Raw genomic sequence first — 26,005 nt, 5'->3', positions numbered from 1 at the left:
CCCGTTATCGGCCGCGGACCGTGGTCATCAGGCGCAGGTGGGTCATATAGCCCCGCACGCCGACCGGATGGAACTTGCGCAGGAAACGGGTCGTTTCTTCGTCGACGTCCGACTGGTCGCGCACGCCGTTCCAGACGAGGAAATCGAAATGGTCCATCACCTTGTCGAACTTCATCAGGAGCGACAGAAGGCGCATCGAGAAACGCGAGTACGCTTCGACTTCAATTTCCAGCGAAGGCTTGGTGACGCTCGGGGCAAAAACGATGTCGCCCTGATCGCGAAGCCGCGTTTCCGTCTTCTCGCGAAAGCCCTGTGCCACGCTTAGCTGTTCGTCGACATACGCTTCCAGTTCACCGACCTGTTTTTCGAAGAAGGCCGTCACCGTACCCTGATCCTCCGCACCGAACGTCGAGCGACCGAAGCGCTGCATGTTGATGCTCATCCGGTTCAGGTACGGCCACCATTGTTCGAACAACGGCTTCAGACGCGTGTGATTCAGGCGAACGGCGGCTTGCACGACCGCGGCGCCCGACAGCTGGCGGCTCATCAGTTCGCGACCAATTTCGCGGCGGCGCTGCACGATGGCCACGCGCTCCGCCGGCGACAGTTCGCGGAATATCTTGCGCGTACGTGCGACCTGCTCACGCTTCTCCGTGGCTTCCGCCTCGCTGATCATCCCTTCCTTCTGGAGGGTGGTCGCAGCGTCCTCCATCTGTTGCAGCTCGAGCTCGATCTCGCCACCGTCAGCGCCGTCCGTCGTCGCCGGGGCGGCTCCCACGGGAGCGGCAGCGTCAGCATCGATGGCCGTGTTGGAATGCGCGGCAGCGGGATTGCTGACAGCTTCGATGTTCGTCTCTTCCGTGATGGTGGTCATAGTGGTGGGTCCCTGTGGAAAACGCGCGCACACGCGCGCGGTATGACCTTATTGTTACGACCTCACGCAGCGAGATGTCTCCGAAACATGGTGAATTTCGATCTGCTTTCCGGGCAAACAGTATTACGACGCGGTCAGAACAGCACGGCCCGCATGTCTGTCAGAAAGACAGGAGGTTGAATGTGCGACGGGTGCGACCGTTGAGCCGAGACAAGCGAAGAGAGAGGGGTTACCGAACGCGGTGACGTTGGCCGGAGAGCCGTGAGCCGTGAGCCGGCTCAGGGTCTTAACCCGGAAAGCTACGTGGTTTGCCGCAGCTTTCCGGGGAAATTGTTACTGGAATGAGGAAGAAGCCTTCCAGAGCAGCGCACCGAGAATGGCCGCGACGGCGATCCAGTACTGCGCGAGAACGGGAAAGGGAGCTGCCAGTACTGCGAAGGCAACACCGAACACGAGCAGGATACCGTGTCCGGCGAGGTGAAACGATAGCGGGCTGGCGAATCCGGCCGCGGACGCCTTGATCTTGCGTCGGACTGAACCGTCGACGAACGCGGCGGCACAGAAGACGGCCGTACCAATCAGCCAGAGCTTCATTACGCTTGCGCGGTAGATCACGCGATAGATTTCCAGCCAGAAATTGTGAATCCAGCCATGCGCAAACTCGGAGACGCCCCCCTCTTCAATCTCGCCCGATCCTGATGCGTTCAGCGTGGCACGGATGACGCCGGAATCCACGAACCAGCGCCGGAACCGCGCGTTGGTCAGCGTGACCACTTCTTCAGCGCGCGCCTCACCCGCCACGGTCTGTAGTGATTCCGCCTCTTCAGGCGGAACCGAAAAAAGCGACCTGTCGGGAATAGCCGGCATGACGAAGAGCGCGAGCAGCGGCACGAGAAAAAACCACCACTTGATGTGAGCGGCGAAACGGCTACCGGCCATAAGCATGCATCCCCCATTCGATCAGAACAGGCGCAAGACGTGACAGGATGTACAACGGGAAGAGGATCAGACCGAACATTCCTAGATAAAAATGGACGGGACGGCGTGAGACGAATAGCGCCATGCCATAGGCTCTCGCGCCCGCGCCTCGGGAAAACTCGGCCGGACGCGACTCATCCATTACATCCTGCGAGCGCGCCGTGGACAGCGCGCGCCGCGCAAGCTCGTCATCAACCCGCGACAGCTTCGCTATCAGGAAAGGCGTGAGCGACATCGTAATCCTCAAAGTAGAGCCGGAAGTTCTCGCCAGTTAGCGCGCGCGCGGCGAGCTGGAAGGCAACGGAGCGCTGGGTGACCACCTCGGGACACCGCTCATCCACCATTTCCGTCGTGCGTCCTGCATACCGTTGCTCAAACTCGGTCACGGGTTCGAGCATGGTCGGCCACACGTGATATCGCTCGCCTTCACGCGCGATGTACCGACGGGCATAGAGCCGATGCGCGAGACTGAACAGACCCTGCATGAACGCGATGTGCGGATTGCCCGTCTTGCGCGTGCGTTTGAACTCGGCGATAGCGGCGTCGAGCATCTCCTTGACGAGCGGCTCAGCCTCACCCATGAAGTTTTCCCCGATGAAGTCAGCCACGCGTGCGCAGGCAAGCTCAAGCTCTGGCGCCAACGTGAAAACGGGAGTCAGGCGGGACGACAGCTTGTGTTCGCGAATAATTTTTTTGAATACGGCAGACATGCGTAGGTTTTCAGCCTTGAAGGATTGGAATGCGGCCCTGGTACACGGCGGCGCCCGAAATGCGCATGAAATATTGCAGGTTGGGCAGACTGTGAATCAGGCGGGTTGGAATCAGCGGCGCTTTCTCCAGTTGAAGCGAACGCGAAACACCACCGGTAAATTCACCGATATGGGCTTCGGTTCCCGTACTCGTACTTCCAGTGATCGTGATATTGCGAATTGCAGTCTCCCCGACCTTGTCCGAGAACCACTGTGCCGTATCGGTATCTTCGAGTCTAAGGATGATCTGGTTGTTCAGATTGCCCAAAACCTGCAACATTTTTGCGGCGTTTCCGAGTTTCGCCTCCAGGTCAGCCCGTGTCTGGAAGGCGACAAACGCCTTGAAGCCGGCGCCACGCCCCTTGTTGAGAATCTGGATCACCTGTTCGTTGATGGCTTCAGCCACCTCGTCGATGATCAGCACCACATCGGGTGGCGTCTCGTAGAAGTTGTAGATCGAGCCGCAAACGGCTGAGACGTCCGCCAGCAGCATCGACGCGATTGCTTTTGCCACGATGCTGTTCGAAAGCGAATCAAGACCGATGTGCAGGATCGCCTTCTGACGGATCACCTTCTCAATGGTCCAGACTTCGCGCTCGTCGTCGAAGTCGTCGACCTTCGGCGCGAGCATGAGACCGGTTTCTCCCGTTGCCAGCATCTGGAGCAACGGCAGCGCAGACGCGATGATGCGCATGTAGTGTTCGCGATCGTGCGTATGCGTCGCAATCAGACCGTCGATCGCTTCATGACCCTGTTCGAGCGCCGCGAACCGCGCGCTGTACAGGCCGATCATTCCGTCGACCAGCGTCGCGCCATTGTTGCGCTGGCTCTGGCGGGTCGCTTCCGTCGCAACCTGCTGTTCCCAGTCGGCCATCCCCCTCTCCATGAAAAAGCGCCGTAGCGCCTTTTCGAGAAGCGGTGCGATACCGCCCTGCGCGTATTTCAGGATCGAACGCAGATTGGGCTTGTCACCGATGTACAGCTCACCGTTGACCGACCGGCTGATGAACAGATAGGCGAAGTCACGGAAGGGCCCCTCTTCCATCAGTTGGGCGATCCGCGCCGGAATTTCAGACGGCTGCGACCAGCTGTCGAGTGGTTCGAGCCGCACCGACTCGGAAGGCTTTGCCTGATTGAAATACAGGAATTTCCGTCCGGTGCGCGTCGCTTCCTTCTCCGCGCGCAGCTTCCAGTCCTTGTCGTTCTTCGGATCTACATTGATCAGCACGTCGCCGAGGTGGATGACCTGCGTCGATATCACCTCGTAGGTGCGCGTCTTGCCGGAACCGGTCGTGCCGCCGACCGCAGTGTGGCCACCCATCGACTTGTAATGGAAAGGGACCAGCGCTTTCTTCGGTTCCAGTCCGTGAATCCAGGAGGCGCCTTGGGGCATCCGGTCGCGAATGCTGTCTTTTGGCGCGAACAGGCCTTCGATCGCGTTTTCGATCTTGCGGCCTGTCTTCGTTTTGTTCAGCCATTTCGGCAACCCCGGGATATCCGTTGTCGGCATGCGCAGAATGTCGTGAGCAATCTGACAATGCTTTTGCGTCCACTCAAACCCGATTCCCAGATACATCGAGTTCGCTTCCTCGCGCATGCGCTTCTGGATCTGCAGCAGCTTCGGAATCGGGAGGGTCGTGAGCCACTTGGTCGAAATCGCCATGCGGAACTTCAGCGCCCGCCATATCTGGAAAGACCGCACCATCAGGAACGCGAGGCCGACGAGCGCGAACATCCACGCGTAGGGCATGCCCGACAGCGGCAGCATGACGATGGCCGCCAGCCAGAAGGTCGCGGCGCGCAGTTCGTAGATGGGGCGGAAATGATTGATATACGGAGTAATCATGCCGGTCGATCGAGAATGAGTTGGCCCGCGCGCGGTGTAAGCGTGATCTGGGACGCCTCGTCGGCGACCATCAGGCCGCGCTTGCGCATATGCTCAACGAGCGTGCTACTACTCACGCCGTAACCTCCGACGAGTCGCTTGGGTAGCACCAGCCCCTTGTCGTTCCACTGCACCGACGCTTTGCCCGCAGTCACGTCTTCGCGCAACGCCTGGAACAGTTCGCGAACAAGGTTCGGCACGCCCTTCAGCACATCGTCGAAAGCCGCCGGGGGCGCTGATTCGCGCCGATCGCCGGCCGTCTGCGAAGGAGTCTTCATGGCGGCCGGATCGACCGCGGGCGGCTGCGGTATGGCCAACGGCATCTCCAGTTGGGCGGCACCCTGCACTTCGTTCGCAGTCTGCGCGGGTGCCCCTGCTGGCGTAGCCGCCGTGGCCTCCTGGCTGGCCACCGGTTGGGGTGCCGGATTTCCTGATGCGGGCTGGAGTGTGGACGCCGGTGCTGGTGCTGGTGCTGGTACGGGGGCGGGCGATGACGCGGCTGGTGCTGGCGACGGCGCAGCAGGTGCAACTGTCGGTACCGGCGCAGCGGCCACCACCGGCTCAAGCTCCGCTGCCACATGAACAGCAGACGGGACATCGAACTGCACGGGCGCGAACACTGCGCGCTGGGCCTTGCGATCGAATTCGTCGGCGGTGCCTACCCCTTGACGCACAACCTTGTGGAGAAGCGACTCGGCGCCGAGCGGCTGCATGCTTGGGTTGATCGCGCCGAACAGATCCGACTGCACGTCACCGTCCAGTTCGGAAAGCAGTGTTGAGCCAACGAGTATTTGCGCGAGCATGCCAGTGCGCATGCGTTCGATCGCCAGCGGTTGCGCCCGTCGTATGACTTGATAGGCGCAGCCGCCAAGCCACGGCCCGACCGCACCATGGATCGACGGATTCCAGGCCTGCTGATCCCGGTCGCGCTCGATTACGAAATGCCGGTAAGGCTCATCAAGCCTCGAGCAGATCGCCGCAAGGAAAACCGCGTAGTTGTATTGCGGCTCGATGCGCCGACGCCGCTCGGACGGCAGATTGGTGCCGAACTTCTGGCCGCCGGCGAGCCGCATCGAATAGAACGCGGTTTCCACGGTGCAGCGAAAAGCGCCGCCCGGCTCCCGGTACAGGTCCGGACTGAGCGGCAACGAGGAAAACCATGCTGCGCACGAGTCCAGCACGCTCATCCATTTGCGCGTGAACTCGGGCTTGCTGACTTCGTTGGCACATTGGGCAATCAGGTCGACGCGACGCCGATGCTGTTCGAGCAGGATGTCGCCGGTCATCGGCGCGTGCAGCGTCATACCGCCGCTCCGGCCGCCGACTTGGCGATTTTCCCGACGATGCCGCCACTCGCGTTTGCGCCACCGCCAAACATGCCGGCGATTTTTGGAATCTCGAACGAAACGAGAAACACGAAGAAGGCAAGATCAAACACCTGAGCCGCCGCGCCTGTGGTCGTCAGGCCGAGATTTGCCGCGTCCTGCACAGCGTTCACCATGTTATGCGTGACCAAGCGCATCAGGATTGCGGCAACGACGATATACATGCCGGCGCTCACCATGTAATCCAGCCACGTCTTGAAATAGCCGCGCGTGAAGGACGAAAAACCGAGCGCGAATGCGATCTGGCCCATCACCACGCCGGCAGCGAACTGCAACTGTCCGATGTTGATGAAAAACACGAAGATGATCGCCGTCACCGACAGGAGCGCCCACGCGAGGAACAGCGGAATAGTCGCGATGATGATGTCGGGAATCATGGTCAGGTGGATACCGATGCCCGACCACGCCTGCACGGCGGAATCGAAGACCTGCCCTGCGGCATTACCCATGATGCTCAGCGCGCTGGTCATGTTGGCGCCGCCGATGTCGTTGGCCATCGAGACGAACCACTTGTAGAAGTTCGGAGCCCAGCTCGCGAAGCCGACATAGATTGAAGCGAAAATGCCGAGAATCCCGAGTTCCTCGCACAACGCGACCCACGCCATAACGGGATCTCTCGTCGCCGCAAAGCGTACTGCTGCGAGAACGATCGTGATGACCGCGAGGCCGCTTGCGAACTTGTCCGACTCTTTCTGGATACTCTGGGATGCGGCGACCGCTGTATCGATGATCGACGAGAACAGCGCGGAAATCTTGTCGATTGCGCGCGCGTTGCCCGCGGCGGTTTCGCCCGCGCTGACGTACGGATTGGCGGCGGTTCCGCTGGCGGCCGCCGGCGCGGCCGTGTCGGCGAATGCTGGCAGAGCCATAATCGAAACGAATGCCAGAAATAAAACGACGACCAGATTTTTAAGCTTACGCAGCATGATGATTGACCCGGAAATCCATCAATTGCCGTAAGCCGCGCGCTCGGCCGCCTGCTGGTCAAGAAAGGCTTTCGCATTCGCCGAGCGCGTCTTGTCTTCCGCGTTATCCGTCGATTCTTTCTGCGCGTCCTTCTGCGCCTTCCCTGCCGCCATCTGGAGCATGTCGCTCATCTGGCTCGACACGATGTCCAGATAGTGCGTCGTCACTTCAGCCGTCGACTGCGCTGTTGGAGACAGCTGCACCTGATCCTGCAGTTCCTGCCGGCGCTTTGCGTGCACCTGAATATGCTGGATGACGTTGTTGCCGGTCTGCAGCAGCTGAGTCGCCTGGTTATCGCGCTGGTTATAGAGCGTTGCCATATCCGCGAACCACTGGGAATTCGATTTGCCGGAACGCGAAATCAGGGTCTGCACGTGCGATGCCCATTGCGCGCCGTTATTCAGGTCGCCATACAGGTCGCCAGCCGTCGAGATAAGCTCGGTGTAGACCTGTGAGTCGCTCTTGATCTGGTCGTACTGGGTTTTCATTGCCGCAGGATCGATGCCAACGGCCTGCAGCATCTGGTTTGCCATCATCTTGTACTGGTACGCGATGTTGCTGTCCTGATAGGCCTCCGTCTTGACTGCTTTGAGCGCCGTGATCGTGTTCTGGATCAGGTTCGTCGGGTCGATAACGGTCAGCTGCGCAAACGCTGACTGCGTCGCGCAAAGGGTCAATCCGGCCAGCAGCGCCAGGCGTGCAAAGATTTTTTTCATGGTGGTTCCCGTTCCGGGTCAGTCGAGAGTCATCATTTCAGCGAGGTAGCCCTGGCGCCAGTTCTCTGCGCCCGACGTGACGTGCCTGTCGAGCACCGCCTGGGCGCGGCCGTCGGAGCGCAGGACCGCGAGTGTTTCCTTCGGGAAGCTCGCCTGCAGCATGCGAGTCTGATCGGGCGTGACCCACAGGTAGTCGCGATTGGGCGACGCCTGCGCGATCATGTCGATCTGGTCGAGCGTGAGCCCGAACTTGTCGCGATAAAGGTGCAGGTTGTTTTTCGCGTCCGGATTGGGCAGGTAGACGATGTTGGGAATGTTTTCCTTCAACACCTCGAAGTCCGCGATCCGCGCGACTTGCGCGAGCGACTGGGTCGCCATCATCAACGTGGCATTGAGCTTGCGAATCGTCACCGCCCAGATTTCCAGCCGCTTGTAAAAGCGCTCGTTCTGGAAGAAGAAGCCCGCCTCTTCCACTTCGATGACGGTGTAACGCTTGCCGTCGAGCCACTGCGCGATGCGGTAAAACGCGTAATCCATGAACAGGGCGGCCGCGACCGGGAAATTGTTGAACAGGTCGCCCATCTCGATCGAAATGTCGTCGGACAGCGCGAACGCGTCGTCGACGTGATCGAAAAAGCGTCCGTTCTTCTCGCCCTGTGTCCACACGGCCAGACGCTCGCGAAGCTCGATCGGCAGCATCGTGTTGAGGTACGACAGCGTCCAGAATTCCGGCCCGTAGCCATCACCAAGCGTCGAGACGACTTCGAAGATCTCCCGCTCCTGCGCTTTGCTGCAACGGAACGAGTCATCGTCGATAGCCATCTGCACCCACTCGGCGACGTACGGATAATGCTTTTTGTCGTGCAGCAGCGAAAGCGGATTGACCGATGTCGCATCCTCGAAGCGACCTGTTGCATCGACGAACCGTCCGCCGGCGAGCACCGTCGGAATACGTGTGGAGCGGTCCTTGTCGAAGCGCACGCGGCGCGCGCCGTGGCGCCCGGTCTGCGACATCAGGAAATTCAGGAAGATCGATTTACCCATGCCGATCGGGCCGAGCACGAGCAGGTGCGACGCACCGCCTGGACGATGCAGATTCACCCGTTGCAGGGTTTTGTGCCGGGTTGGCAGCATGGTGAGCGGACCGGTCTTCTGTCCGGACTGCTGCGTCAGCCACGCGTTGACCGTGCTACCTTCAGCGACGCTACGCACAGGAGCGATATCCGAAACGGCGGGCGTCTCAACGAACTGCAGTCGCCTCTGCTTGTCCCATCGTCCGGGTAGCGTGGTGTTCCAGGAGGCAGCGAGGTTCTCGCGTTCGAGAACCATACCGAAGCCCGCGTTGCCGATCCGGCCGATCACCTCACGCGTCGCGTCGTCGCACTCTTCAGCGGTGTCGCCATAGACGATGACTGAGACATTGGCGAAGCCGTATTGCTGCCCTTCAGCCGTGATTTTGGCGAGCGCATCCTCAGCCTCGTCCGCAAGCACCATGCGGCCCTTCTCGTTCTTCTGCTCTTCCTTCGCAAAAAAGCCCTTGATGATCGCCCAGGGGCTAAACGCCGCAATCTTGTAGAAGCTGCGGATTTTTTCGATGTACTGCTTGGCCTTGCTCGTATCAAGAAAGCGGAACATCACACACACGTCCAGCTCGGCGTCCACCTCCGAGAGCACGTCCAGCGCGGCCTCCTGAAAGCCCAGCCATTCCTTGACCGCCACGATCTTGGCAAAGCGCACGCCGTGCGCCGATTCGAACATCAGATGCTCGGCGCCATACGTGACGGTGCTCTCCGTCAGGTGGGTATCTAGCATCGTGACTGGGTATCGGACGCGGCGCGGCGGCACTGAAGGATTGGCAGTCTGATGCAGGTATGCCAGAAGGTTCTGCAGTTCAAGCCGCTTCATCCTCAGCCGGGTCACGCCGCCCTTGAAGGCATCAAGAACGGACTCGAACCGCTTGATATCCAATGTCATGCGCTCCAGATCGAAGACGAACGCACTGCGTGCAAACAGGGTGTCCTTCACGGTCTCGACGAGCGCCACAGGCAAGGACTTGCCGCCAACCGTCATGTGATAGGCGACTTTCTCGAATACCTTGTTGATCCCCGTTTCCGGTGTGAAGGCAAGTGAGAGTGAATGCGTGTTCCGGAAGTACTTGCCGCTCCCCACATGCTCGCGGTTGATCCGGTCGACGTACGAGTCGATATCCGACGAAAACTCACCATCGATCGTGCCCTTCACGCGCCGGTGCGATAGTCGCCACCATGCGGTGATGCGGTGATCGAAGTTCTTGCACGCGTTATCGAGGTTGGTGCGAACAGATGAAATGTCGCCCACGTTTGGCGAATCAGCGTCGACCCCATCGAAGGTGTAACAGGTCAGCAGCGACCCGTCCTTGTCGAGCACAAGCTCTGGCGTGACCATGGTTGCCCACGGCGCAATTTCCTGCACCGGCCGGCGCACAATTCGCTTCAGCATGGAAGATCCTGATCGAACCCGTAAGGGCGTTTGAACCGCGTCGAAAATTTGGCAGACGGAATAGGCTCGTGCATGTCGGGATAGTGGTTGTAGACCAGCATGACGTCGCGCCACCATGGATCGCGGTTGCTCTTCCAGCGAAGCACCCAGTGGATGACGATTCCGACGACGAGAAACGCCGGGGTCGTGCTGGAATAGCAGAGCAGCAACGTAAGCGTGCCGTTCGCGATCGCAAGCCCGCGATCTGCCCCACCCATCTGGCGGGGCAACGACAGGCCGCGACTGACCTTGACCGGGTTACGCACAGGTGTACGAGATATTCAGATGGTTTTTCACGATAGGTACGGCGCACGAAGCGAGGCCGAGACCCACCAGAACCGTTGAAATGAGCTTGCCGATCGTGCTTTCCGAACTTGCGATTGCAACTGCGCCAACGATGATCAACACGATGCCGATGCCGTACAGCCACGGGCCGCTAATATACGCGGAGATAAGACAGATGACGTCGGTTGCGCTGCCCAGATCGCTCAGGCTCACCGCCGATGCAAACGGCGCAAAGAAGGCCAGCGATGCAGCGACAATCGTCGAGCGGATTTCCCTGCGGCTCAGGAACCGGCGGAAAGCGTTGACTGCGATGGCTCGCAGATGCGACTTGAGATACTTGATGAATTTCATGGGAAAACTCAGGTGGTAATTAAAAAACGCGGTTGAGGACATAGTCCCCATCCTTGAACCCCTTGATCTCAACGATCTCGGAGAGGTGTCGCAACTCGCCTGTTCGGCGCAGATGGATGACGTAGTGGAAGCAGTCGGCGATTGCCTTGCGCATGTCGGCAAGGTCCCACCGGCTGCCGGGGGGAATCCCCAGCATGGCGAGGCTCTCAAGACGACTGAGGCCACCGCGTGCGTCGTTCGAGTGGATCGAGCCGAGGCCGCCGTCGTGCCCGGTGCTCAACGCCTGAATAAAGTCGAATGCCTCGCCTGCGCGCACCTCGCCAACCAGAATCCGGTCGGGCCTGAAGCGCAGACTTAGCGCCACCAGTGCCTGGGTAGTGACGCCTTTGTCCGGATTGGAGAGGAAGCGCACGAGATTTGGCACCGCGAGTTTCAGCTCCATCGTGTCTTCGATGGTGATCACCCGCTGGTCATCCGGAATCTGCGTGGCCAGTGCGTTGAGGAAGGTCGTTTTCCCAGTTGAAGTACCACCAGCGACAAGCACGTTCCGGCGTCGAACAATGAGTTCGCGCACGGCAGCCATCAGCTCTTCGTTTTCAATTCCGGGATGGAAGATTTCGTCGTCGTTGTGTTCGCGTGCTGCATGCACACGAGAGAACGCGCCGTTGGTGACGTAATCGTCCAACGTCAGCTTTTTCTCGTTGTGCTTGCGGATGGACAGTGCGTGGCCGTCGATCGCGGTCGGGCGCATGACGGCTGCGATACGCAGCCCCTTGTGCCCCGCGTTGATGATGCCCTGCGCGGTCCCGGCCCTGGCGGATTTCTCAACCGACGCGGCGAGCGCGAGAATAGCGCCGTTGAGCGTGGCCTGATTGAGCGTGAGGTTCAGACGGTGCATCTCGCCGCGGCGCTCGACCCACACGTTGTCGAAATTGTTCACCATGATTTCGGCGACATCGGGCGCGGCGAAATACTCGCGCAGTGGCGCCACGGACGCGAAGAAAAGCTGCACCGCGCTTTCTTCGAGCGGGCGCACCTGGAGCAGGGGATTTTCGGTAGCTTCATACATGCTGCTATTTTTAGGTCTGGGCAGACCGGTAGCAGACCGAAAGAACGATCAAATCGACGAGCTTTCGCCAATACGGCGCGTCCGGGTCTCGATGAAGATGTAGAGCGCCCTTGCCGGAGCCGAGGCAGTCGCCGGAGCCGGCTCCGGCTACTAACCCGGAAAGCTGCGGTAAAACGTATAGCTTTCCGCCAGGCGCGATCTCCCTGGCTGTGATGTACGATCCCGTCGCGACGCATTACACGATGCACACTAAACGATGACCCGAACGATTCCGTTTCCCCGCTCAGCCAACGCAGCGCGCGCGCAGCGAAAGAAGACCCTGCTGCTGCCGATGCCGCACCATGAGGCCGACCGGCTTGCTCTGCATGTTCATATCGCACTCGACGCCATGCGCCACGCGATGGGCAATGTGCATGCTGCGCAAACCCTTTGTCAGGCAATGATCCTGACGGGCCTGCTGGCCGAGACTGGATACGGCGCAGCCACGTTTGAGCAGATGCGCGACGCCGAAAAAGTCATCGCGACCGCGTTCGATCAGGGCCGCGACCGCGATGTATGGGCGCTCGACGAAGATGGGTTCGAGCAATTTGCTACCATTGTGTCGACCTATGACTACCAGTTGCGCCGCGCGCCGCTTGCCGCGGTTGCAGACGCGAGTGATCGGCTCGACCGGTTCCGTGCGGGCGAATCATTTGACGACGTCGCGCGCAAACGGGCCTAGCCGCGAGACGCGCACCAGTATCCGGAAAAGCGGCTGGAGCGCGCGTCTCCGTTCCATTGCCATGTTCTCAACATCACGACCACACGAAGCGCCTGTTTCATGAAGGGAAAAATAGCTGACGGCGAAGCCCGCGACCGGCTGATCATCTGGATTCGCCGCCGGATGGCCGAATTCGGAATCACCCCTGAGGCGTTGGCTGAATCCATCCAGTATGACCTCGACCACCCGGCCCTCTATCGCGATGCGAAGGGCAACGAGTGGAACGGGCTCGGTGACGCGCCGCACTGGCTCCGCGCGGCTCAGAACGCGGGTGTCGATCCAGACTTCTTCAGGATTGCGTCTCCTCAACCGCCCCGCTCGGCGGACCCTATGGTCAACGACACAATCGTTGATCCACGCCAGCTTGACCTCTTTGCCTGACCGGATAGCTCATGCATCCCTCTCGGCAGCAGAAGCAGCGCGATTCGTAATTGAAAATGCCCCTTGTTAGCATTTTTCCTGAAAATCCCCATAAATCCTCCCAGATTGAGAGAAATTACGTAAATATAGGTAGCTAGAATGGGTCACGCACACCATTCTGTTGCTCAAATTGCAATATGAGCCTGATCCGGCTCAGGCTCCTTTTCGCCTCGACCGCCGCCTCAAAAACAAGAGAAAGGCTTGTAAGTGCATGAATTTACTTTCGATTCCACTTTTCGTTCGCCAATCCTTATCCAATCAGTCACGTGCAACGCGTGCAATTGGTTGCTCAAAAAAAACCCCAGCACGTAGCTGGGGTTTGGGTCAGATAACTGGGCAACTTCGCCCCCTAACAGATCACTTCAATCGCCTCACCGAACGGCGCTTTCCGCGCTCGCTTCAGAAGCGTCGTCGATGCCCACAGCACCGGGTAGTCCGGCGCTTCGTCCGGGAATGAACCATCCATGTCGGTGAGATAGACCAGAAATGCCGGTCGGATTCCCTCCTTCGCCAGACGTTCAAAGGGATCGACGAACGACGTTCCGCCTCCACCGCGCACCGGCAACAGATCGAACTCGACCGCGTCGCCGCGCTCGAATGTCTGCACCTGTGTCACGCGGGTGTTGCAGTCCATCACGATCAGGCGACGAGGCCGCACGCCGGCGTTCACTGCGATGATTTCTGCAGCAAACTGTGCCTGCGTCTCATCCCACACCGAGCCGCTTGAGTCACGAACGAACACGGCATCGCCAACAGCTGGCTCGTTCAACGACGGCAGGTACAGCCCCATGTGGAGATAGCGGCGATTCGGCATCGCAAAGCTGTAGTCCGTCGGAGACGATTCCTGCGCGAAGCGATGCAGGAGCGGCCGCCAGTCGACCACAGGTTCAGTGGCATCCGTCGCCATGGCTTCCAGCGCACCGGGCAACGCCCCGCGCATTCTGGCCGCTTCCGCTGCCTGCAGCACCGCGACCTTCCATTCCGCTTCCTTCAGCGGCTTGTCGTCGCCAACGTACTGACGAACCTCGCCACAGGAGGGAGCGGTGTCGGGACCCGCACCAGGTTCAGGCTTATCGGACGGAGTGTTCGCGCCGTTCGCGTTTGAGGACTTCGGCGGGCTACCGCCCCCGGGTGCACCGTCTGGCTGTGTCGGCTGTGAAGCCGATTGCTGGCCCGACTGCGAACCCGGTTTGCCACCGTCCTGCTTGCCCTTCCCCTGCTGCCTGTCCTTTTCCCGCTTCTCCTGCGCGAGGATGCCGTAGATCTCTTCCGCCGACTTGCCCTTGAACCGTGGATCGACGAGCACACCCTTTGGTAGCAGCATGCCCGCATCGAGCACGATCGGATTGATCGCGTAGTCGCACGCGTCATTCCAGAGCTTCGGATCGCGGTCTCCCTGACGCCAGCAGTGGCCATTGGCCACGTGCAGAACTTCATGGGCCAGCACGCCACGCGTTTCAAGGTCGTTCAGACCACCGAGGTACGTTGGGTTATAGCCCAGCGACTCCCCATCGGTCCAGAACGTCTTGCACGACGCGTCTTCGACCACCTTCAGTCGGAGCGCGAGTGCGCCAAAGAATGGCTGATCAAGTACCAGCGCAGTGCGCTGTTTCGAGATTCGCGGGTCCATGACCACCTCAGGCAACGAGGCGCAAAAGGGGTGTCGGCTCCGGTTGCAGGAGCGCTTGCGCCGGCGCGAACGCCAGCTCGCGATCAGCCATCGGCTCCAGTGCGCCGCCCATGAACGCCGCCATCAGCCCCTCGATTTCCGTGGCCTTGGCAGCGACCTGCGAACGCAGCACGTTCGACTCCTTCAGATCCGCACCCGTGTGCACGGCAAGATGACGCTTTGCCTGCTCAAGGATGTGATTGAGCTTCGGATCATTCGTGAAGTTGAGCTTCGGCAGCAGATCGCACAGTTCACGCACGTTGTTCGTGACATCCAGACGAACGTTCGTGGCACCGTACAGCCGGTCAGCGAGCTTGGAGACCGCTTCGAACAACCGGCCGACCAGGTCACTGTTCGCCGTCGAGATCGACGCGAGTACGTGCTGATCGATTTCTGTGCGCAGGTCGGTCAGCACATCAGGCGACAGATCGACACCAAACTGGCTGGCATCCGGAAACGGAAGCACCGCGAGCTTGACGCCGAACTTGCCCGACATCGCAGCGAGCGTCGGATAGTCCGCTTCGTTGTACAGGTCTTTCTGCTCGTCGCGCGCCTTTTCCTTCAGGTCCAGATAGTCCGTCAGGAAGACCGACACGGCCAGATCGAACTCGTCTTTCATCTTGCGCAGATGATCGGCGACGTCCATGTAGATCATCGTCGGCAGAAGACGTACGCCCAGTTGTTCATATTGCAGCGTGTGGGCGTAATAGTACGAACGGATGCGATTACCAATCGAGATGACCTCGTGATAACTCGGCGCATGCTCCGGCAACAGGCGCTTGTTAAAGCGGCCGATGCCCTTGGTCTGATGCTTCGCCTCCACCGCTTCGGTCGCTTTCATATCGAAGCGGCGACCCTGCCAGGCGGAAACAGTGACAGACGACAGCATGACCTTCGACTTCAGTTCAGTGATGTTCATGGAAAACTCCAGAAAAGATAGGGAATGGATTCAGCGGAAAGAAAAAAGCCACGGGCCGCGCGTGGCGGCCCGTGGCAAGGGAAAAACAGGTAAAGGGTGAAATGCGCGCTTACTGGCCGCGGATGATCTGACCGAGCGGACCACCCTGCGCACGAATGAACGCATGGGTGTTCTGCAGTTCGGGAGTACGACGTATGGCGTCGCGCGCGAGAAGCGCCGCAAATTCACGGTGCCCCGCGTCGATCAGCCGGTCGTTGTAGGTCAACACGCGGTCGAAGTTGTCTTCCCTCGAATGCGCAGCCAGTGCCGTACTGATTCCGTAGAGCGCAGCGGCCTTTTCAGGAATCGGTGCGGTATCCGGCGAAAGCAGGATGGCGTCCGGCGACGGAAGGTGACGGTAGATGCCGAGAAAGGCGATCAGCTCGCTTGCGGCCGCTTCGCCAACCGACCCCGCATACGAGATCAGTTCGAGTTCGGGCGGTACGACACCCATCGTCTTCGCAACGAAACCCCAGGTGCGGGGACTCGGCGTGTTCTCGATATCGCGCGACTTCTTCTGCACGGACAACAGATCGGGCCGGAAGCGCAGAAACGCGATCAGCTCCGGCGGCACGTTGTTACGCACCGCCCAGGCCGTCCAGTCGTCTATCGTCGGCGCGAGTTCCACTACCGTTGCGAAGCGGGAGATAACGGGATCGAGGATGCCCGTCACGCCGGCGTTATCGCTGCGCCGGTTAGTGGCCGCAACGAAGGTGACATGGGGCGGCAACTCGTGTTCACCGATACGACGCGCAAGCAGCAACTGCATTTTCGCTGCCTGCACGGCGGGCGAAGCCTGGCCCAGATCGTCGAGAAACCACACGGTCGGCACCGCGGCGTTCATGGCGCGCTGCAGATCGCCAAACGGCAAGAACTTCGCTGCGTTTCCATCTGCAGACGGAAACGGCAGACCCTTCGAGTCTGTGGGATCTTCAACGACCGGATGGCTGATCAGCAACTCATGGCCGGCATCGCGCGCGGCCTGCGCGACGATATCGCTCTTGCCGATCCCCGGGCTGCCGGTGATGAGAACCGGAAGGCCGTTTGGAATGTAGGCGGAAAGCAGTTGACCGAGTTGCGAAGGATTGATTTTCATGGGGTACCTGAGAAGGAAAAGCCCCACGAAACAACGCCCTATGGGACGTGGTCCCAGTGGGGCGATTGATGTGTGCCGCTGACGCGGCGTGCGATGCGCCGGATGGCGCGGTGGATACTACTGGTCAGGCTTCTGCGACGGTCAATGCATCCAGTTGATGCTCCGACAGCGCATCGAGCGGAATGCTTTCCAGTCCGTTGAAAATCATCATGCCGTAGATATCGGCAAGACACCGGCTCTCGTCGTCGAGCGCAAGAATCTCCGGTGTATCCGAAATCGTGGCCTGTGCATTGCGCCACACGTTAATCGCGTGTTCTATGCGAGCGATAGAGACGCGCTGGCCATTGGGAATGGGGGTTGAATGTGACATGGGGTCCTCATAGCGTGGTACCCCGGCGTCACCCGTGAAGGAAGGGCATCCCCCAGGGCAGACCTGTTTGCCGGATACCGGCGGTTCGATGCGTCAAAGACGCGGTTGATATAGCTAGTCTATGCCGTGACTTCGCCGCAATCTCGCCGAATCATGCGCAAAACGGCCACGCTTAGACCGGTTGGCGTAAAAATCGCAGACGAAAAAAAACCGGCGCGAGGCGCCGGTTGTGGGTTAAAGAAAATGTGATCCGTTACAGCAGCGAAGTCTGTGCACGCCACGCATTGTCGATCCGCGCAAGCATCGCGACTTCCTGCTCACGATATCTGCGCGACTTTTCGGTCCCTACGCCGTTATGCTTTTCGAGCACGTAAGCGAAACAGACCGGATTGGCGGGACCACGCCATGACTTCCATTCGCTCATGGTCCGTTCACGCACTTCGACCGGACAGGCGAAGAATTCGCGACGCAAGCGCCGCCACTGACCTGCGACGAGATCGCGCATGCGTTGCTCGCTGCGCTCGTACATGCGCTCCCGGCGCGCCTTTTCATCGTCGACCGACAGCGCTTGAGGTGCCGCGATCTGGTCTGCGAAAAGCGGATACGCCTGAGCGATCTTTTCCGCAGCGCGGTCCTGCCGCCGCAGGTGCAGCGTCTCCATGCGGGAGGTCCAGCGGTAGCCTTCGTAGCGCGGATAACGATCGAATCGCATGATCGCTCCTTTACGCGGCGAGGCGTTCAAGCATTGCCCGCGCGTACTCCAGCGTGCCGTCCTTCGCACGTAGCGTTCGCGCCTGTCCCAGCTCAACATTCACCAGGGCGTATTGCTTACTCGCTCCCTTGCGCCAGTCGCGGATCTCACGAAAGCCCTCTTCAATTGCGGCGTCGACGTGCGCTGCCCCGTCAATGACCACTCCATCCGGTCGTTGATACTGGGCTCGCTGCGCAACTTCCTTCGCGTGCTGCGCGTCCGCTGCCTTCCGTGCAGCAACCGCTCGCTCGGCATCCGCGGTTTCCCACGCTGCTTGCGCAGCTTCGTCCATCCCGCAAAACGCGAAAATCGCCCGACGTCGGCCCTTCGCGTTCATACCACGCAGCCTGACGCCGTAATGCTCTTCTACGGCACGCTTGCTACTGCGGTTACGCGTGTCCGGACTATCGAGCACCTGAAGCAACATAGCCATATCGCGACTCTCAATTGCCATCGCCATGCGATTTGCCCATTCGAAGGTCTCACGACCGTGCGAAAGCATCGCCATTTCGCGCTCAAGTTTGTGCCTGCGCGCAGTCATCCGCCCTTGCGTTCGCTCCATATCCGCGTGATCCAGCGCAGCCTCCCGGCGCGAGTCGGCCAGAATCTGACGCAGCCGCCCAGCAAAGGGGTTCATAGGCGTGCCCAACGCCACTGACTCGCTGAACATCGGTGGTAGAGCGTCAGCCGGGATAACGCCTGCCGCGAACAATGCATCGTCCACCTCGACAAACCCGCAGTTAGCCGGCACATCAATGAGTGCCGCCACGATGGCGTCGACATTGCCCGCCGTGATCGGAAGCTTCGCGGCACGCATGACGGAGGCAACCCAGGAGTGCTTCTCCGCTGGGAACCGCCCGCGCAACTCGGCAACATTGAGCAGGGGTTCTGCCCATTCGAGATCGTAGCGAAAAGCTCGTTCCATCTTGCGATAGTCGTCAAGCACAGCCTCAGGAACAGCCTCGTTGCGAAGAAGTGCGTAGGCGACGTGTACTTCATGTCGGCCATTCACCCCGCCACCCGGCGCCGCCGGACCGCCAGCGCCGAAGCCAAAGCGCTCGACTGCCGCACTATGGAACAACGACGAAAGGTTGAAGAACTGGCGTGCATCGCGAGCAGCCGAACGTTGCTCGTCGATCTGGCTGCTCGAGAGGAAGCACTCCGGTGTACGCGCAAGATCGAAGAGGTTGAACAGTTCGTCCCAATGGGCCGGGCGGATCTGCCACGGCTTCGGGTCCGAACCATACTCGGCCAGCCAGTGCGCACGAATTTCACCGGTTAGCGCTGCGACAACGTCAGCGTCGGTACCCGGAAAGCGCAGGGCGAGTTTGCCGTTGTAGCGCGTCACACTTGCGATACAGGCATCACCATCGAGCGCGATCAATGCCGTTTCGGTCGCCTGAACCCGCTCGTCGCGAAACAGGGCGAGCACGCCGGCCAGTGTCGTTACAAAAAAGGTTTCAGCAGGAATAGTCAGCTTGTACATGAGGTGTTGATTCCACAAAAAAATGCGGGGCCAACACCCCAAGCGGGGACGTTGGCCCCTAGGGGATTAAAGAGAAAAAGGCGATTCGGATCAGTCGAGATCGAGCATCCGCGAAACGATGGCTGCGACCGACCACGCACGCGAACGCGACAGGCTCTTGATACGCATCAGCCCACGGCATTTCCAGAAGCGTGTCTCATCCGCGGCGATCAATTCAACGAAATCGACGCGGACAAGCCAGCCTTCGGAGTTGCCCCGTTCGACTGACAGGCTGACGCGACTGATCGAACTGTCTTCCGGCCACGGGGTCTTCCCCAGCAGGCCATGCAGGTCGGTATCGGCATCGTCGACAATATTCGCCTGGGAGACCCATTCGGGCTCGTTTTCGGTTTGACGCAGCGCCCGCTCCACGTGGGTCACGACTTCGCCGACCGTCTTTCCCGCCGGGTCGAACGGAGCCGCTGCCAGGGCAACAGGCAGATCAAGGGTTTCAGACATGGTGGGTCCAGAAAAGCAAAAGGCCACACCCGAAGGTGCAGCCGTTGATGAACGACGGGCTCGATGAACTTCAGCCCGGATCGAATTTAACGTCTAACGCGGGATGCGCGGAAAGCGCCGCTCGCGTTTGATCTTGCGAGCGTTGTGCTCCATCAGCGAGCCAATCCCGCACATGGCCACGGCAACGCCCAGAACCAGAAAACTGATATCCATGCCTATTCTCCCTTGATGGAAATCATGCCCTGAATGAACGTTAGCACAAAACTCGCGACCAGACTGGCTTCGAGCTTGACGTCCGCGAGTGTCCAGACCTGCGTCGAATGCCATACGCCGACGGCCCCCAGGAAAGCGGCGGCTGCAAGCGTGTGACAGAACCGACCCAGTTGCTGGCGTTGATCCTTCGTTGGGTTGCGCAATGGCTGCAGGAGCAGCCCGATAAGGCTGTCCTCGTTTTCACCCCCTACAGGACCACCGACCGAAAAGTTGCCGTCGGTCCTGATATCCATCTCCACCGTCACGCCATCGATAACGGCTGACGCTGCCGGTGGCGCTTCGCTGATGCTGAACTCGCGAATGACCGCCTGTAGGCGTTCGGACGGATAGACCTGACCAGCGTCACGTAGATAGCTTGCGCGATCACTGATGGTCATGCCGGACGGATACTCAACGACAATATCGATGATCTCCATCGCACCTCCTACCGGCGTTCGCCGTCCAGACCTGCGGCGAGCCGCAAGCCCGTAAGCAACTGGTCGTACCCCTCGCGGGACGTCAGCTGCTCGAGCGCTACCGCGTTGTCGGCGCCGCCCGACAGATCGGAGCGGCCCCGACGGGTGCGAAAGGATACGGCAACCTTCTGCCGCGCGGGGGTGTCGGCGACCTCCAGCATGACCGCCGGGGTGCGGAGCGTGACCCGACAGCCGCGACCGCGGCGCGCCGGTTCGGAGACGATCTCATGTTCGCCATGGCGAAGACTCAGATCGCGAGCGACACGACGCAGCATTTGCGTCGCCTGGTGAGTGATAGCAGCGTCCGATGCGGCGCCCGCACTGCGACGGTCAGCATAGAACAGCTTCGGAACCTTGAACATTGAAGCCTCTGGAAATAAAAAAGCGAGGCGCCCTTTCGGGACACCTCGCGATGAAGGATTGGCCGGCAATGCCGGCGGCTGCAGGACAGATCAGTGCGTGACGCGCAGACCTGAGTTAGTGGAAACGAGAAGAACGTGCTCACCGGGTACGAACTGCTGGTCGTCCGGTTGAGCGATGACGACGTTGCCGCCCGAGCTCTTGCGCACGATGATCTCGAGGCCAGCGTGGTGCGACAGCGCCTGCGAAACTTTCTGTGTAACAAAACCCGATGCAGCGCCTGAGAGCGCACCAGCTATGTAACGGCCAGAGCCGTTACCGATGGTGCGGCTGCCGAGGAAGGCACCAACGCCCGCGCTGATCAGTGAAGTCAGGCCGGAGTTATCTTGGCTGGCTTCGATCGTGATCGCGCGAGTGCGGATAACTGTGCCCTCTTCGACCGTGCCCGCGCGTTGTACGTCATAGCGCTGGTACGTATTTGGCGAACCGAAATCGACACCGGCGCAGGCCGAAAGCATGGATGCGAGGACGAGACTGACGATGATCTTGAACATTTGATTGCCTCAACGAGATGAGGGGCAACCATCCCGTCAGGGAGGTTGCCCTGACGGGAAAGAGATTTTTCAATCAGTGAGCAGCGGCAAAGCGAAGTCGCGTGTTCATGCTTCGATCGCGCGCAACCAACCAGCGCACTGCGGTGAGCAGCGCAGCCGACAGCGGTGCGAGAAAGAAGACGAACCAGAAACCAACGCCCTGCAGAAAAGCGCCATATGCGTAGCCGTGTCCCGTTCCGGACTCGAGCATGAACGCGGCGTACGACAGTTGATGCGAATCGACGTGCGCCAGATAGGCATCGACAGCAGGCGGTCCAGATGCACGCATCAGGTCAAGCTGGCTTTGCGCTTCGAACGCACAACCGAAAATGACCAGCGCGCAGCCGGTTAAAGCGAGAACGGCAGCAACGATCAGGACGAACTTGAACGAAACTGCCATGACCGCATGAGTGCGATTCAACATGAGCAGCTCCTCGAAAAGCGGGAGCCGGTTCCCGTTGGGATTGGCTCACAACAAGATTAAATAAGTGCTTCAGGTGGGTTACACCTGAAGCCTTGAACAGACGCTGTTACGACGAGATGCGAGTGAGGTAATGTAGATCGACGCGACCGCTTTTGACGAGCTCGCGCTCGGCGCCAAAGGAAATGTCGAAGTCAAACTTCACAGTTGCCGTTCCATCTTCCCAGACGTACAGAATGGTGCCGGGGAATGTCTGGATAGGCAGTGTTGCGACAGCTTGTGCGACGACACGTTGTTTTGCCTGGAATCCCCATTTCTCCGAAACCTTGAGAGGGCTGGCAGGAATTGCCTGAGCCTTGACGAGTTCCGGTGAGCGAGTGATTGGCTGCAGCATGGTGCGGCTCCTAAAAAAACGGGAGCCGGTCCCGTTGGGATGGCTCCCAACAGGATGACAGACGGATTTGATCCGTCGTGGACGACCGGCATTTGCCGGTCAAAGGTTTGAGCACTCCAGCAAGCTGGAGTGCTCAGTCGATGCGCGGAAGCGCGGGTGATAGGTTGAGTCTAGGGCAATTGGACGCGCGAGTAAGCCTTGAAACATCGTCAAATCGCCCTGGCTTTCGGGCGATAACTGCCACGCGGACAAAATTATGGCGCTTCGAGGATGCCGTGCGAGGCGCTTTGGTCTGGACGCGGCCAAGAGCGGGCGGTCACACGCGTCGCTGCGCGGACGTTCAGGCGTCTCTCCGCCCTGTGACCGGCGATCCAATCCTGAAGGACGGACGCTCGCTCATCGGCCTTTGTCGTCATTGGGCCGATCGCCGGTCAAGGGCCGCGACGGGTTGCTCTTCAGTCGCTGGACCACCGCTTACTTAAATGACAGATTTTGACCTGCGCGATGACAGATCGGTCGCCTCCGGTCGTTCACACCGAATCGGCTCCGCCAGGCACCAGAGGTCGTAGCGGTGCCTCGAGTGTTGATGCTGGCGACGGTGGTGCCTACCAGGCCGCGAACTGAGGTGGTCGAGCTGGCGACGGTCTAACCCAAGGGGCGAGCGAAGGACGGAGGGGTGCTACCGACACCCTTCTTCCGCATGAGTCTCCCTGCGGACGTGTTTTCATCCAACAGCCACGTTGAGTTATCTCACTGGAGTGGCAAAATATGGACGAACACTTCCTTGCCAGCAGACTCTGGCATCTCCAGAGGTCAGCGGTCATCCAGCGCTTCGGCGAGGCATGCGGCAAATGCCTGGCAAGTTCCACTGATCGGATCGGATTCCAGGGACGCGATCCCTGTCTCGAAGTTGATCGTCGGCACGAACGGCCGCATCACGAACTGTTCCGTTTCGCAGCACTGCGCGATCAACCGGTTGACGATCGCCACGCCAACTCCACGTGCCGCCATCGCGCAAGCGACGCTCACCGAATGCACCTCGGCAACCACGTTCTGCGTCACCCGTGCGCTGCGAAACGCCATGTCGACTTCATGGCGCAGCGCGCTCTGGCGCCATAGCAGCACGAGCGGTACGCCGTCCATATCCCGCGGCGAAACTGTCGCGTTCTTGGCGAGCGGATGGGAGCGTGGCATCACACACACCGATTCACTGTTGAAGCGCCATTTAACTGAAAAGCCAGACAGACGCGTCGGCAGTCGCACGAATGCTAGATCGACCTCCCGGCTAAGCAAGGCGCGCTCTGACGCGTCGTAGGTGCCCGAAAAAACTTCCAATACCGCGTCGCGATGCGTTTCGTAGAAATGCTGCATCACAGCGGGCAGCAGAAACTGGGCAAAAGTATTCGGCACCATGATGCGTATCAGCTTGCGCTGCGTGCCGGCCAGCCGCAGTTGCTGGGCATGCCGTTCGAGGCACCGCGCCGCTTCGACGATCTTCTCCACCTCCTGCACCAGCGCGTCGCCCTCACGCGTTGGCGTCAAGCGTCCCTGTTCGCGCACAAACAAGCTCAGGCCGAGGTCCTCCTCCAACTGGCTCAGCAGACGACTCACCGCCGATTGCGAACAGCCCAGCCGCTGCGCGGCCGCCGTCGTCGTATGCAGCGCTGAAATCGCCGCAAAAGCTTCGAGTTGCTTGAGGTTCATTGCAGGTTCCGCATAGGGGTATGTGGATTCGACATAAGGTTGCGGACAGTTTTTTGCCGTCGAATGATCGGGGCGTTGCATGAGCCCGGTGCCGCTTGCGCCGTACCCCCGCATTTTCATCATTTGAGGTTTCACACGCAATGATCGCCTTCATCATCCGGCGGCTCATCCAGAGCATCAGCGTTTTGCTGCTCACGTCAGTGCTCGTCTTTTGCGGCGTGTTCGCCATCGGCGACCCGATCGCGATTCTTGTCCCGGCCGATGCGACCCGGGCCGAAATCGCCCAAGCCGTGCAATCGCTCGGACTCGACCGGCCGCTCTGGCAACAGTATCTGCATTTCATCGGGCGAGCACTGCACGGCGATCTCGGACGCTCGTTCGTGTTCAACCAGCCGTCGATCCAGCTGATTCTTGAACGCCTGCCGGCAACGCTGGAACTGGCGTGCGTGGCGTTGCTGCTGGCACTGATAGTCGGTCTGCCGCTCGGCCTGATCGCCGGGCTGAAGGCGGGATCGGTGCTCGACCGCACGGTGATGACGGGTTCGATCCTCGGCTTCAGCCTGCCGAACTTCTGGCAGGGCATCATGCTCGTGCTGATCTTTTCGGTCACGCTGGGCTGGTTGCCGTCGGCCGGCCGCGGCCAACCCGGCATCCTGTTCGGCATCCACACCAGCCTCGCGACGTGGGACGGCCTGCGGCACCTGCTGCTGCCCGCGCTGAATCTGTCGCTCTTCAAGATGTCGCTCGTCACGCGTCTCACGCGCGCCGGCGTGCGCGAAACGCTGCCGCTCGACTACGTGAAGTTCGCCCGCGCCAAAGGCCTGCGCGAGCGGCGCGTGATCTTCGTGCATGTCCTGAAGAACATTCTGATTCCCATCGTCACGGTGGTCGGCATGGAATTCGGTTCATTGATCGCCTTCGCCACCGTGACGGAGACGATCTTCGCGTGGCCTGGCGTCGGCAAACTGATCATCGACAGCATCACGAAGCTCGACCGGCCGGTGATCGTTGCGTATCTGCTAATTGTGGTCGCGATGTTCACGCTACTCAACCTGCTCGTCGACATCATCTATTCGCTACTCGATCCGCGCGTGCGGCTGGAGGCGGCATGAGAAACAGCGCCACCGTTTTCGCATGGCGGCCTGACCGCAACACCATGTCGGGCATCGTGCTGCGCAGCCTGTTCGGCAACCCGGCCGTCGCCGTGGCGACTTGCGTGTGTCTTCTGCTCGTCGTGATCGCGCTGCTCGCGCCGTGGATCGCACCGCAGAATCCGTACGATCTTGCCGCACTCAATCTCGTGGACGGCCGCCTTCCACCCGGCGCGCGCGGCGCGCACGGTCATCTGTATCTGCTCGGTAGCGATGCGCTCGGGCGCGACATGTTCGCCGCCATGATGTACGGCCTGCGCATCAGCCTTGGCGTGGGCCTGCTGAGCGGCGTCTTCGCGATGTCGCTCGGCACGACGCTCGGTCTTGTGGCCGCGTACTTCGGAGGTCGCGTCGACACACTCGTGATGCGCGCCGTCGATCTGATGCTCGGCTTCCCCACGATTCTCGTCGCGCTGATGATGCTCGCGATTCTCGGCCAGGGTGTCGACAAAGTGATCCTCGCGTTGGTGGTCGTGCAGTGGGCGTATTTCGCACGCACCGTGCGAGCTGTCGCCGCTGTGGAGCGCCGCAAGGAATACATGGAGGCCGCGTTTTGCCTTGGCCTGAGCCACCGGCGCGCGCTATTCAGCCAGTTGCTGCCGAACTGCCTGCCGCCCGTCATCGTCATTGCCCTTGTACAGATTGCCGCTGCCATTTCAGCCGAAGCGACCCTGAGCTTTCTCGGTATCGGCCTGCCGGTCACGCAACCCTCGCTAGGTCTGCTGATCGCAAACGGCTATCAGCAACTGATCGCGGGCTTCTACTGGATCAGCGTCTACCCCGGCCTGTTGCTGCTCGTGCTGGTGTTCAGCATGAATATCGTCGGCGACAGTTTGCGCGAAGCATTGAACCCGCGTCTGCAGAAATAGGA

29 protein-coding genes are annotated in these 26,005 nt (G+C 60.2%); 4 read left to right on the top strand and 25 right to left on the bottom strand.

Features of this window, described 5'->3' with window-relative positions; genetic code table 11:
- Nucleotides 1-4 precede the first annotated feature (4 nt).
- The 12 genes from P3T18_RS05285 to P3T18_RS05230 all read right to left on the bottom strand — a co-directional run bounded on the left by P3T18_RS05285 (nt 5) and on the right by P3T18_RS05230 (nt 11,775).
- On the bottom strand, nt 5-874 hold the full coding sequence (locus P3T18_RS05285; protein WP_429298846.1) for an ATPase: 870 nt from the start codon (nt 872-874) through the stop codon (nt 5-7).
- Nucleotides 875-1,207: 333 nt separating this feature from the next.
- Entirely contained in the window at nt 1,208-1,813 is a 606-nt protein-coding gene (locus P3T18_RS05280; RefSeq protein ID WP_429298845.1) for a DUF4400 domain-containing protein, read from the bottom strand.
- The gene (locus tag P3T18_RS05275) at nt 1,803-2,087 is read right to left on the bottom strand and encodes a hypothetical protein (protein ID WP_429298844.1); all 285 of its coding nucleotides are present in this window, start codon (nt 2,085-2,087) and stop codon (nt 1,803-1,805) included. The genes P3T18_RS05280 and P3T18_RS05275 overlap by 11 nt, the downstream gene beginning before the upstream one ends.
- A complete protein-coding gene (locus P3T18_RS05270) occupies nt 2,044-2,562 on the bottom strand; it encodes a hypothetical protein (RefSeq protein ID WP_429298843.1) in 519 nt (172 codons plus the stop codon). Before P3T18_RS05270 ends, P3T18_RS05275 begins: the two co-directional genes overlap by 44 nt.
- 10 nt (nt 2,563-2,572) lie before the next feature.
- Entirely contained in the window at nt 2,573-4,444 is a 1,872-nt protein-coding gene (traD, locus tag P3T18_RS05265; protein ID WP_429299045.1) for a conjugative transfer system coupling protein TraD, read from the bottom strand.
- Entirely contained in the window at nt 4,444-5,790 is a 1,347-nt protein-coding gene (locus P3T18_RS05260) for a TraI domain-containing protein (protein ID WP_429298842.1), read from the bottom strand. The genes traD and P3T18_RS05260 overlap by 1 nt, the downstream gene beginning before the upstream one ends.
- A complete protein-coding gene (locus tag P3T18_RS05255; RefSeq protein ID WP_429298841.1) occupies nt 5,787-6,740 on the bottom strand; it encodes a type IV secretion system protein in 954 nt (317 codons plus the stop codon). Before P3T18_RS05255 ends, P3T18_RS05260 begins: the two co-directional genes overlap by 4 nt.
- A 78-nt stretch (nt 6,741-6,818) precedes the next feature.
- Nucleotides 6,819-7,553: a type VI secretion protein gene (locus tag P3T18_RS05250; RefSeq protein WP_429298840.1), complete on the bottom strand. Its 735-nt coding sequence runs from the start codon at nt 7,551-7,553 to the stop codon at nt 6,819-6,821.
- An 18-nt stretch (nt 7,554-7,571) separates the two neighbouring features.
- Nucleotides 7,572-10,031, bottom strand: coding sequence for a VirB4 family type IV secretion system protein (locus P3T18_RS05245; RefSeq protein WP_429298839.1), 2,460 nt, complete (start codon nt 10,029-10,031; stop codon nt 7,572-7,574).
- Nucleotides 10,025-10,336 (bottom strand): VirB3 family type IV secretion system protein, encoded by a 312-nt coding sequence (locus P3T18_RS05240; protein ID WP_429298838.1) that lies wholly within the window; start codon nt 10,334-10,336, stop codon nt 10,025-10,027. Before P3T18_RS05240 ends, P3T18_RS05245 begins: the two co-directional genes overlap by 7 nt.
- A complete protein-coding gene (locus P3T18_RS05235) occupies nt 10,329-10,706 on the bottom strand; it encodes a TrbC/VirB2 family protein (protein WP_429298837.1) in 378 nt (125 codons plus the stop codon). The genes P3T18_RS05240 and P3T18_RS05235 overlap by 8 nt, the downstream gene beginning before the upstream one ends.
- Before the next feature lie 19 nt (nt 10,707-10,725).
- A complete protein-coding gene (locus tag P3T18_RS05230; RefSeq protein ID WP_429298836.1) occupies nt 10,726-11,775 on the bottom strand; it encodes a CpaF family protein in 1,050 nt (349 codons plus the stop codon).
- A gap of 256 nt (nt 11,776-12,031) precedes the next feature.
- On the opposite strand from P3T18_RS05230, the gene P3T18_RS05225 reads away from it, so the two are divergent.
- Nucleotides 12,032-12,496 carry a hypothetical protein gene (locus P3T18_RS05225; protein ID WP_429298835.1) on the top strand — a complete coding sequence of 155 codons (465 nt, stop codon included), beginning with the start codon at nt 12,032-12,034 and terminating at the stop codon, nt 12,494-12,496.
- 99 nt (nt 12,497-12,595) lie between these two features.
- Entirely contained in the window at nt 12,596-12,916 is a 321-nt protein-coding gene (locus P3T18_RS05220; protein WP_429298834.1) for a hypothetical protein, read from the top strand.
- A 388-nt stretch (nt 12,917-13,304) separates the two neighbouring features.
- On the opposite strand, the gene P3T18_RS05215 is transcribed toward P3T18_RS05220, so the two are convergent.
- The 13 genes from P3T18_RS05215 to P3T18_RS05155 form a co-directional block, all read right to left on the bottom strand.
- Entirely contained in the window at nt 13,305-14,585 is a 1,281-nt protein-coding gene (locus P3T18_RS05215; protein ID WP_429298833.1) for a vWA domain-containing protein, read from the bottom strand.
- Nucleotides 14,586-14,592: 7 nt separating this feature from the next.
- Nucleotides 14,593-15,543: a hypothetical protein gene (locus P3T18_RS05210; protein ID WP_429298832.1), complete on the bottom strand. Its 951-nt coding sequence runs from the start codon at nt 15,541-15,543 to the stop codon at nt 14,593-14,595.
- Nucleotides 15,544-15,652: 109 nt separating this feature from the next.
- Complete coding sequence (locus P3T18_RS05205) at nt 15,653-16,678, bottom strand: ATP-binding protein (RefSeq protein ID WP_429298831.1); 1,026 nt, start codon at nt 16,676-16,678, stop codon at nt 15,653-15,655.
- A 124-nt stretch (nt 16,679-16,802) separates the two neighbouring features.
- A complete protein-coding gene (locus P3T18_RS05200; RefSeq protein ID WP_429298830.1) occupies nt 16,803-17,048 on the bottom strand; it encodes a DUF3717 domain-containing protein in 246 nt (81 codons plus the stop codon).
- A 253-nt stretch (nt 17,049-17,301) separates the two neighbouring features.
- Nucleotides 17,302-17,760, bottom strand: coding sequence for a hypothetical protein (locus P3T18_RS05195; RefSeq protein ID WP_429298829.1), 459 nt, complete (start codon nt 17,758-17,760; stop codon nt 17,302-17,304).
- Nucleotides 17,761-17,770: 10 nt separating this feature from the next.
- Entirely contained in the window at nt 17,771-19,285 is a 1,515-nt protein-coding gene (locus P3T18_RS05190) for a hypothetical protein (protein WP_429298828.1), read from the bottom strand.
- A gap of 90 nt (nt 19,286-19,375) precedes the next feature.
- Entirely contained in the window at nt 19,376-19,783 is a 408-nt protein-coding gene (locus tag P3T18_RS05185) for a hypothetical protein (RefSeq protein WP_429298827.1), read from the bottom strand.
- Nucleotides 19,784-19,998: 215 nt separating this feature from the next.
- Complete coding sequence (locus P3T18_RS05180) at nt 19,999-20,472, bottom strand: hypothetical protein (RefSeq protein ID WP_429298826.1); 474 nt, start codon at nt 20,470-20,472, stop codon at nt 19,999-20,001.
- Nucleotides 20,473-20,480: 8 nt separating this feature from the next.
- Entirely contained in the window at nt 20,481-20,873 is a 393-nt protein-coding gene (locus P3T18_RS05175; protein WP_429298825.1) for a hypothetical protein, read from the bottom strand.
- 90 nt (nt 20,874-20,963) lie between these two features.
- Entirely contained in the window at nt 20,964-21,425 is a 462-nt protein-coding gene (locus P3T18_RS05170) for a glycine zipper 2TM domain-containing protein (protein WP_429298824.1), read from the bottom strand.
- Between the two features lie 73 nt (nt 21,426-21,498).
- Complete coding sequence (locus P3T18_RS05165) at nt 21,499-21,888, bottom strand: hypothetical protein (protein WP_429298823.1); 390 nt, start codon at nt 21,886-21,888, stop codon at nt 21,499-21,501.
- Between the two features lie 106 nt (nt 21,889-21,994).
- Nucleotides 21,995-22,279 carry a hypothetical protein gene (locus P3T18_RS05160; protein ID WP_429298822.1) on the bottom strand — a complete coding sequence of 95 codons (285 nt, stop codon included), beginning with the start codon at nt 22,277-22,279 and terminating at the stop codon, nt 21,995-21,997.
- An 813-nt stretch (nt 22,280-23,092) separates the two neighbouring features.
- Complete coding sequence (locus P3T18_RS05155; RefSeq protein WP_429298821.1) at nt 23,093-23,983, bottom strand: LysR family transcriptional regulator; 891 nt, start codon at nt 23,981-23,983, stop codon at nt 23,093-23,095.
- Nucleotides 23,984-24,123: 140 nt separating this feature from the next.
- Between P3T18_RS05155 and P3T18_RS05150 the strand changes: the two genes are divergently transcribed.
- Together P3T18_RS05150 and P3T18_RS05145 are read left to right on the top strand one after the other, a co-directional pair.
- The gene (locus P3T18_RS05150) at nt 24,124-25,095 is read left to right on the top strand and encodes an ABC transporter permease (protein ID WP_429298820.1); all 972 of its coding nucleotides are present in this window, start codon (nt 24,124-24,126) and stop codon (nt 25,093-25,095) included.
- Complete coding sequence (locus P3T18_RS05145; RefSeq protein ID WP_429298819.1) at nt 25,092-26,003, top strand: ABC transporter permease; 912 nt, start codon at nt 25,092-25,094, stop codon at nt 26,001-26,003. Before P3T18_RS05150 ends, P3T18_RS05145 begins: the two co-directional genes overlap by 4 nt.
- The last annotated feature ends 2 nt before the right edge of the window (nt 26,004-26,005 follow it).

This window comes from Paraburkholderia sp. GAS199, from assembly GCF_050436585.1.
Taxonomy (GTDB): Bacteria; Pseudomonadota; Gammaproteobacteria; order Burkholderiales; family Burkholderiaceae; genus Paraburkholderia.
This window is presented reverse-complemented; position numbering and strand designations above follow the sequence as displayed.

Bases quoted from the DNA above. Each gene is read 5' to 3' on its own strand.
- P3T18_RS05220 (WP_429298834.1), top strand. From the start codon at position 12,596: ATGAAGGGAAAAATAGCTGACGGCGAAGCCCGCGACCGGCTGATCATC.
- P3T18_RS05280 (WP_429298845.1), bottom strand. From the start codon at position 1,813: ATGGCCGGTAGCCGTTTCGCCGCTCACATCAAGTGGTGGTTTTTTCTC.
- P3T18_RS05145 (WP_429298819.1), top strand. From the start codon at position 25,092: ATGAGAAACAGCGCCACCGTTTTCGCATGGCGGCCTGACCGCAACACC.
- P3T18_RS05195 (WP_429298829.1), bottom strand. From the start codon at position 17,760: ATGCGATTCGATCGTTATCCGCGCTACGAAGGCTACCGCTGGACCTCC.
- P3T18_RS05230 (WP_429298836.1), bottom strand. From the start codon at position 11,775: ATGTATGAAGCTACCGAAAATCCCCTGCTCCAGGTGCGCCCGCTCGAA.
- P3T18_RS05275 (WP_429298844.1), bottom strand. From the start codon at position 2,087: ATGTCGCTCACGCCTTTCCTGATAGCGAAGCTGTCGCGGGTTGATGAC.
- P3T18_RS05200 (WP_429298830.1), bottom strand. From the start codon at position 17,048: ATGTCACATTCAACCCCCATTCCCAATGGCCAGCGCGTCTCTATCGCT.
- P3T18_RS05155 (WP_429298821.1), bottom strand. From the start codon at position 23,983: ATGAACCTCAAGCAACTCGAAGCTTTTGCGGCGATTTCAGCGCTGCAT.
- P3T18_RS05245 (WP_429298839.1), bottom strand. From the start codon at position 10,031: ATGCTGAAGCGAATTGTGCGCCGGCCGGTGCAGGAAATTGCGCCGTGG.
- P3T18_RS05255 (WP_429298841.1), bottom strand. From the start codon at position 6,740: ATGGCTCTGCCAGCATTCGCCGACACGGCCGCGCCGGCGGCCGCCAGC.
- P3T18_RS05210 (WP_429298832.1), bottom strand. From the start codon at position 15,543: ATGAACATCACTGAACTGAAGTCGAAGGTCATGCTGTCGTCTGTCACT.
- P3T18_RS05205 (WP_429298831.1), bottom strand. From the start codon at position 16,678: ATGAAAATCAATCCTTCGCAACTCGGTCAACTGCTTTCCGCCTACATT.
- P3T18_RS05215 (WP_429298833.1), bottom strand. From the start codon at position 14,585: ATGGACCCGCGAATCTCGAAACAGCGCACTGCGCTGGTACTTGATCAG.
- P3T18_RS05165 (WP_429298823.1), bottom strand. From the start codon at position 21,888: ATGTTGAATCGCACTCATGCGGTCATGGCAGTTTCGTTCAAGTTCGTC.
- P3T18_RS05270 (WP_429298843.1), bottom strand. From the start codon at position 2,562: ATGTCTGCCGTATTCAAAAAAATTATTCGCGAACACAAGCTGTCGTCC.
- P3T18_RS05225 (WP_429298835.1), top strand. From the start codon at position 12,032: ATGACCCGAACGATTCCGTTTCCCCGCTCAGCCAACGCAGCGCGCGCG.
- P3T18_RS05175 (WP_429298825.1), bottom strand. From the start codon at position 20,873: ATGTTCAAGGTTCCGAAGCTGTTCTATGCTGACCGTCGCAGTGCGGGC.
- P3T18_RS05185 (WP_429298827.1), bottom strand. From the start codon at position 19,783: ATGTCTGAAACCCTTGATCTGCCTGTTGCCCTGGCAGCGGCTCCGTTC.
- P3T18_RS05180 (WP_429298826.1), bottom strand. From the start codon at position 20,472: ATGGAGATCATCGATATTGTCGTTGAGTATCCGTCCGGCATGACCATC.
- P3T18_RS05260 (WP_429298842.1), bottom strand. From the start codon at position 5,790: ATGACGCTGCACGCGCCGATGACCGGCGACATCCTGCTCGAACAGCAT.
- P3T18_RS05190 (WP_429298828.1), bottom strand. From the start codon at position 19,285: ATGTACAAGCTGACTATTCCTGCTGAAACCTTTTTTGTAACGACACTG.
- P3T18_RS05170 (WP_429298824.1), bottom strand. From the start codon at position 21,425: ATGTTCAAGATCATCGTCAGTCTCGTCCTCGCATCCATGCTTTCGGCC.
- P3T18_RS05150 (WP_429298820.1), top strand. From the start codon at position 24,124: ATGATCGCCTTCATCATCCGGCGGCTCATCCAGAGCATCAGCGTTTTG.
- P3T18_RS05285 (WP_429298846.1), bottom strand. From the start codon at position 874: ATGACCACCATCACGGAAGAGACGAACATCGAAGCTGTCAGCAATCCC.
- P3T18_RS05235 (WP_429298837.1), bottom strand. From the start codon at position 10,706: ATGAAATTCATCAAGTATCTCAAGTCGCATCTGCGAGCCATCGCAGTC.
- P3T18_RS05160 (WP_429298822.1), bottom strand. From the start codon at position 22,279: ATGCTGCAGCCAATCACTCGCTCACCGGAACTCGTCAAGGCTCAGGCA.
- P3T18_RS05250 (WP_429298840.1), bottom strand. From the start codon at position 7,553: ATGAAAAAAATCTTTGCACGCCTGGCGCTGCTGGCCGGATTGACCCTT.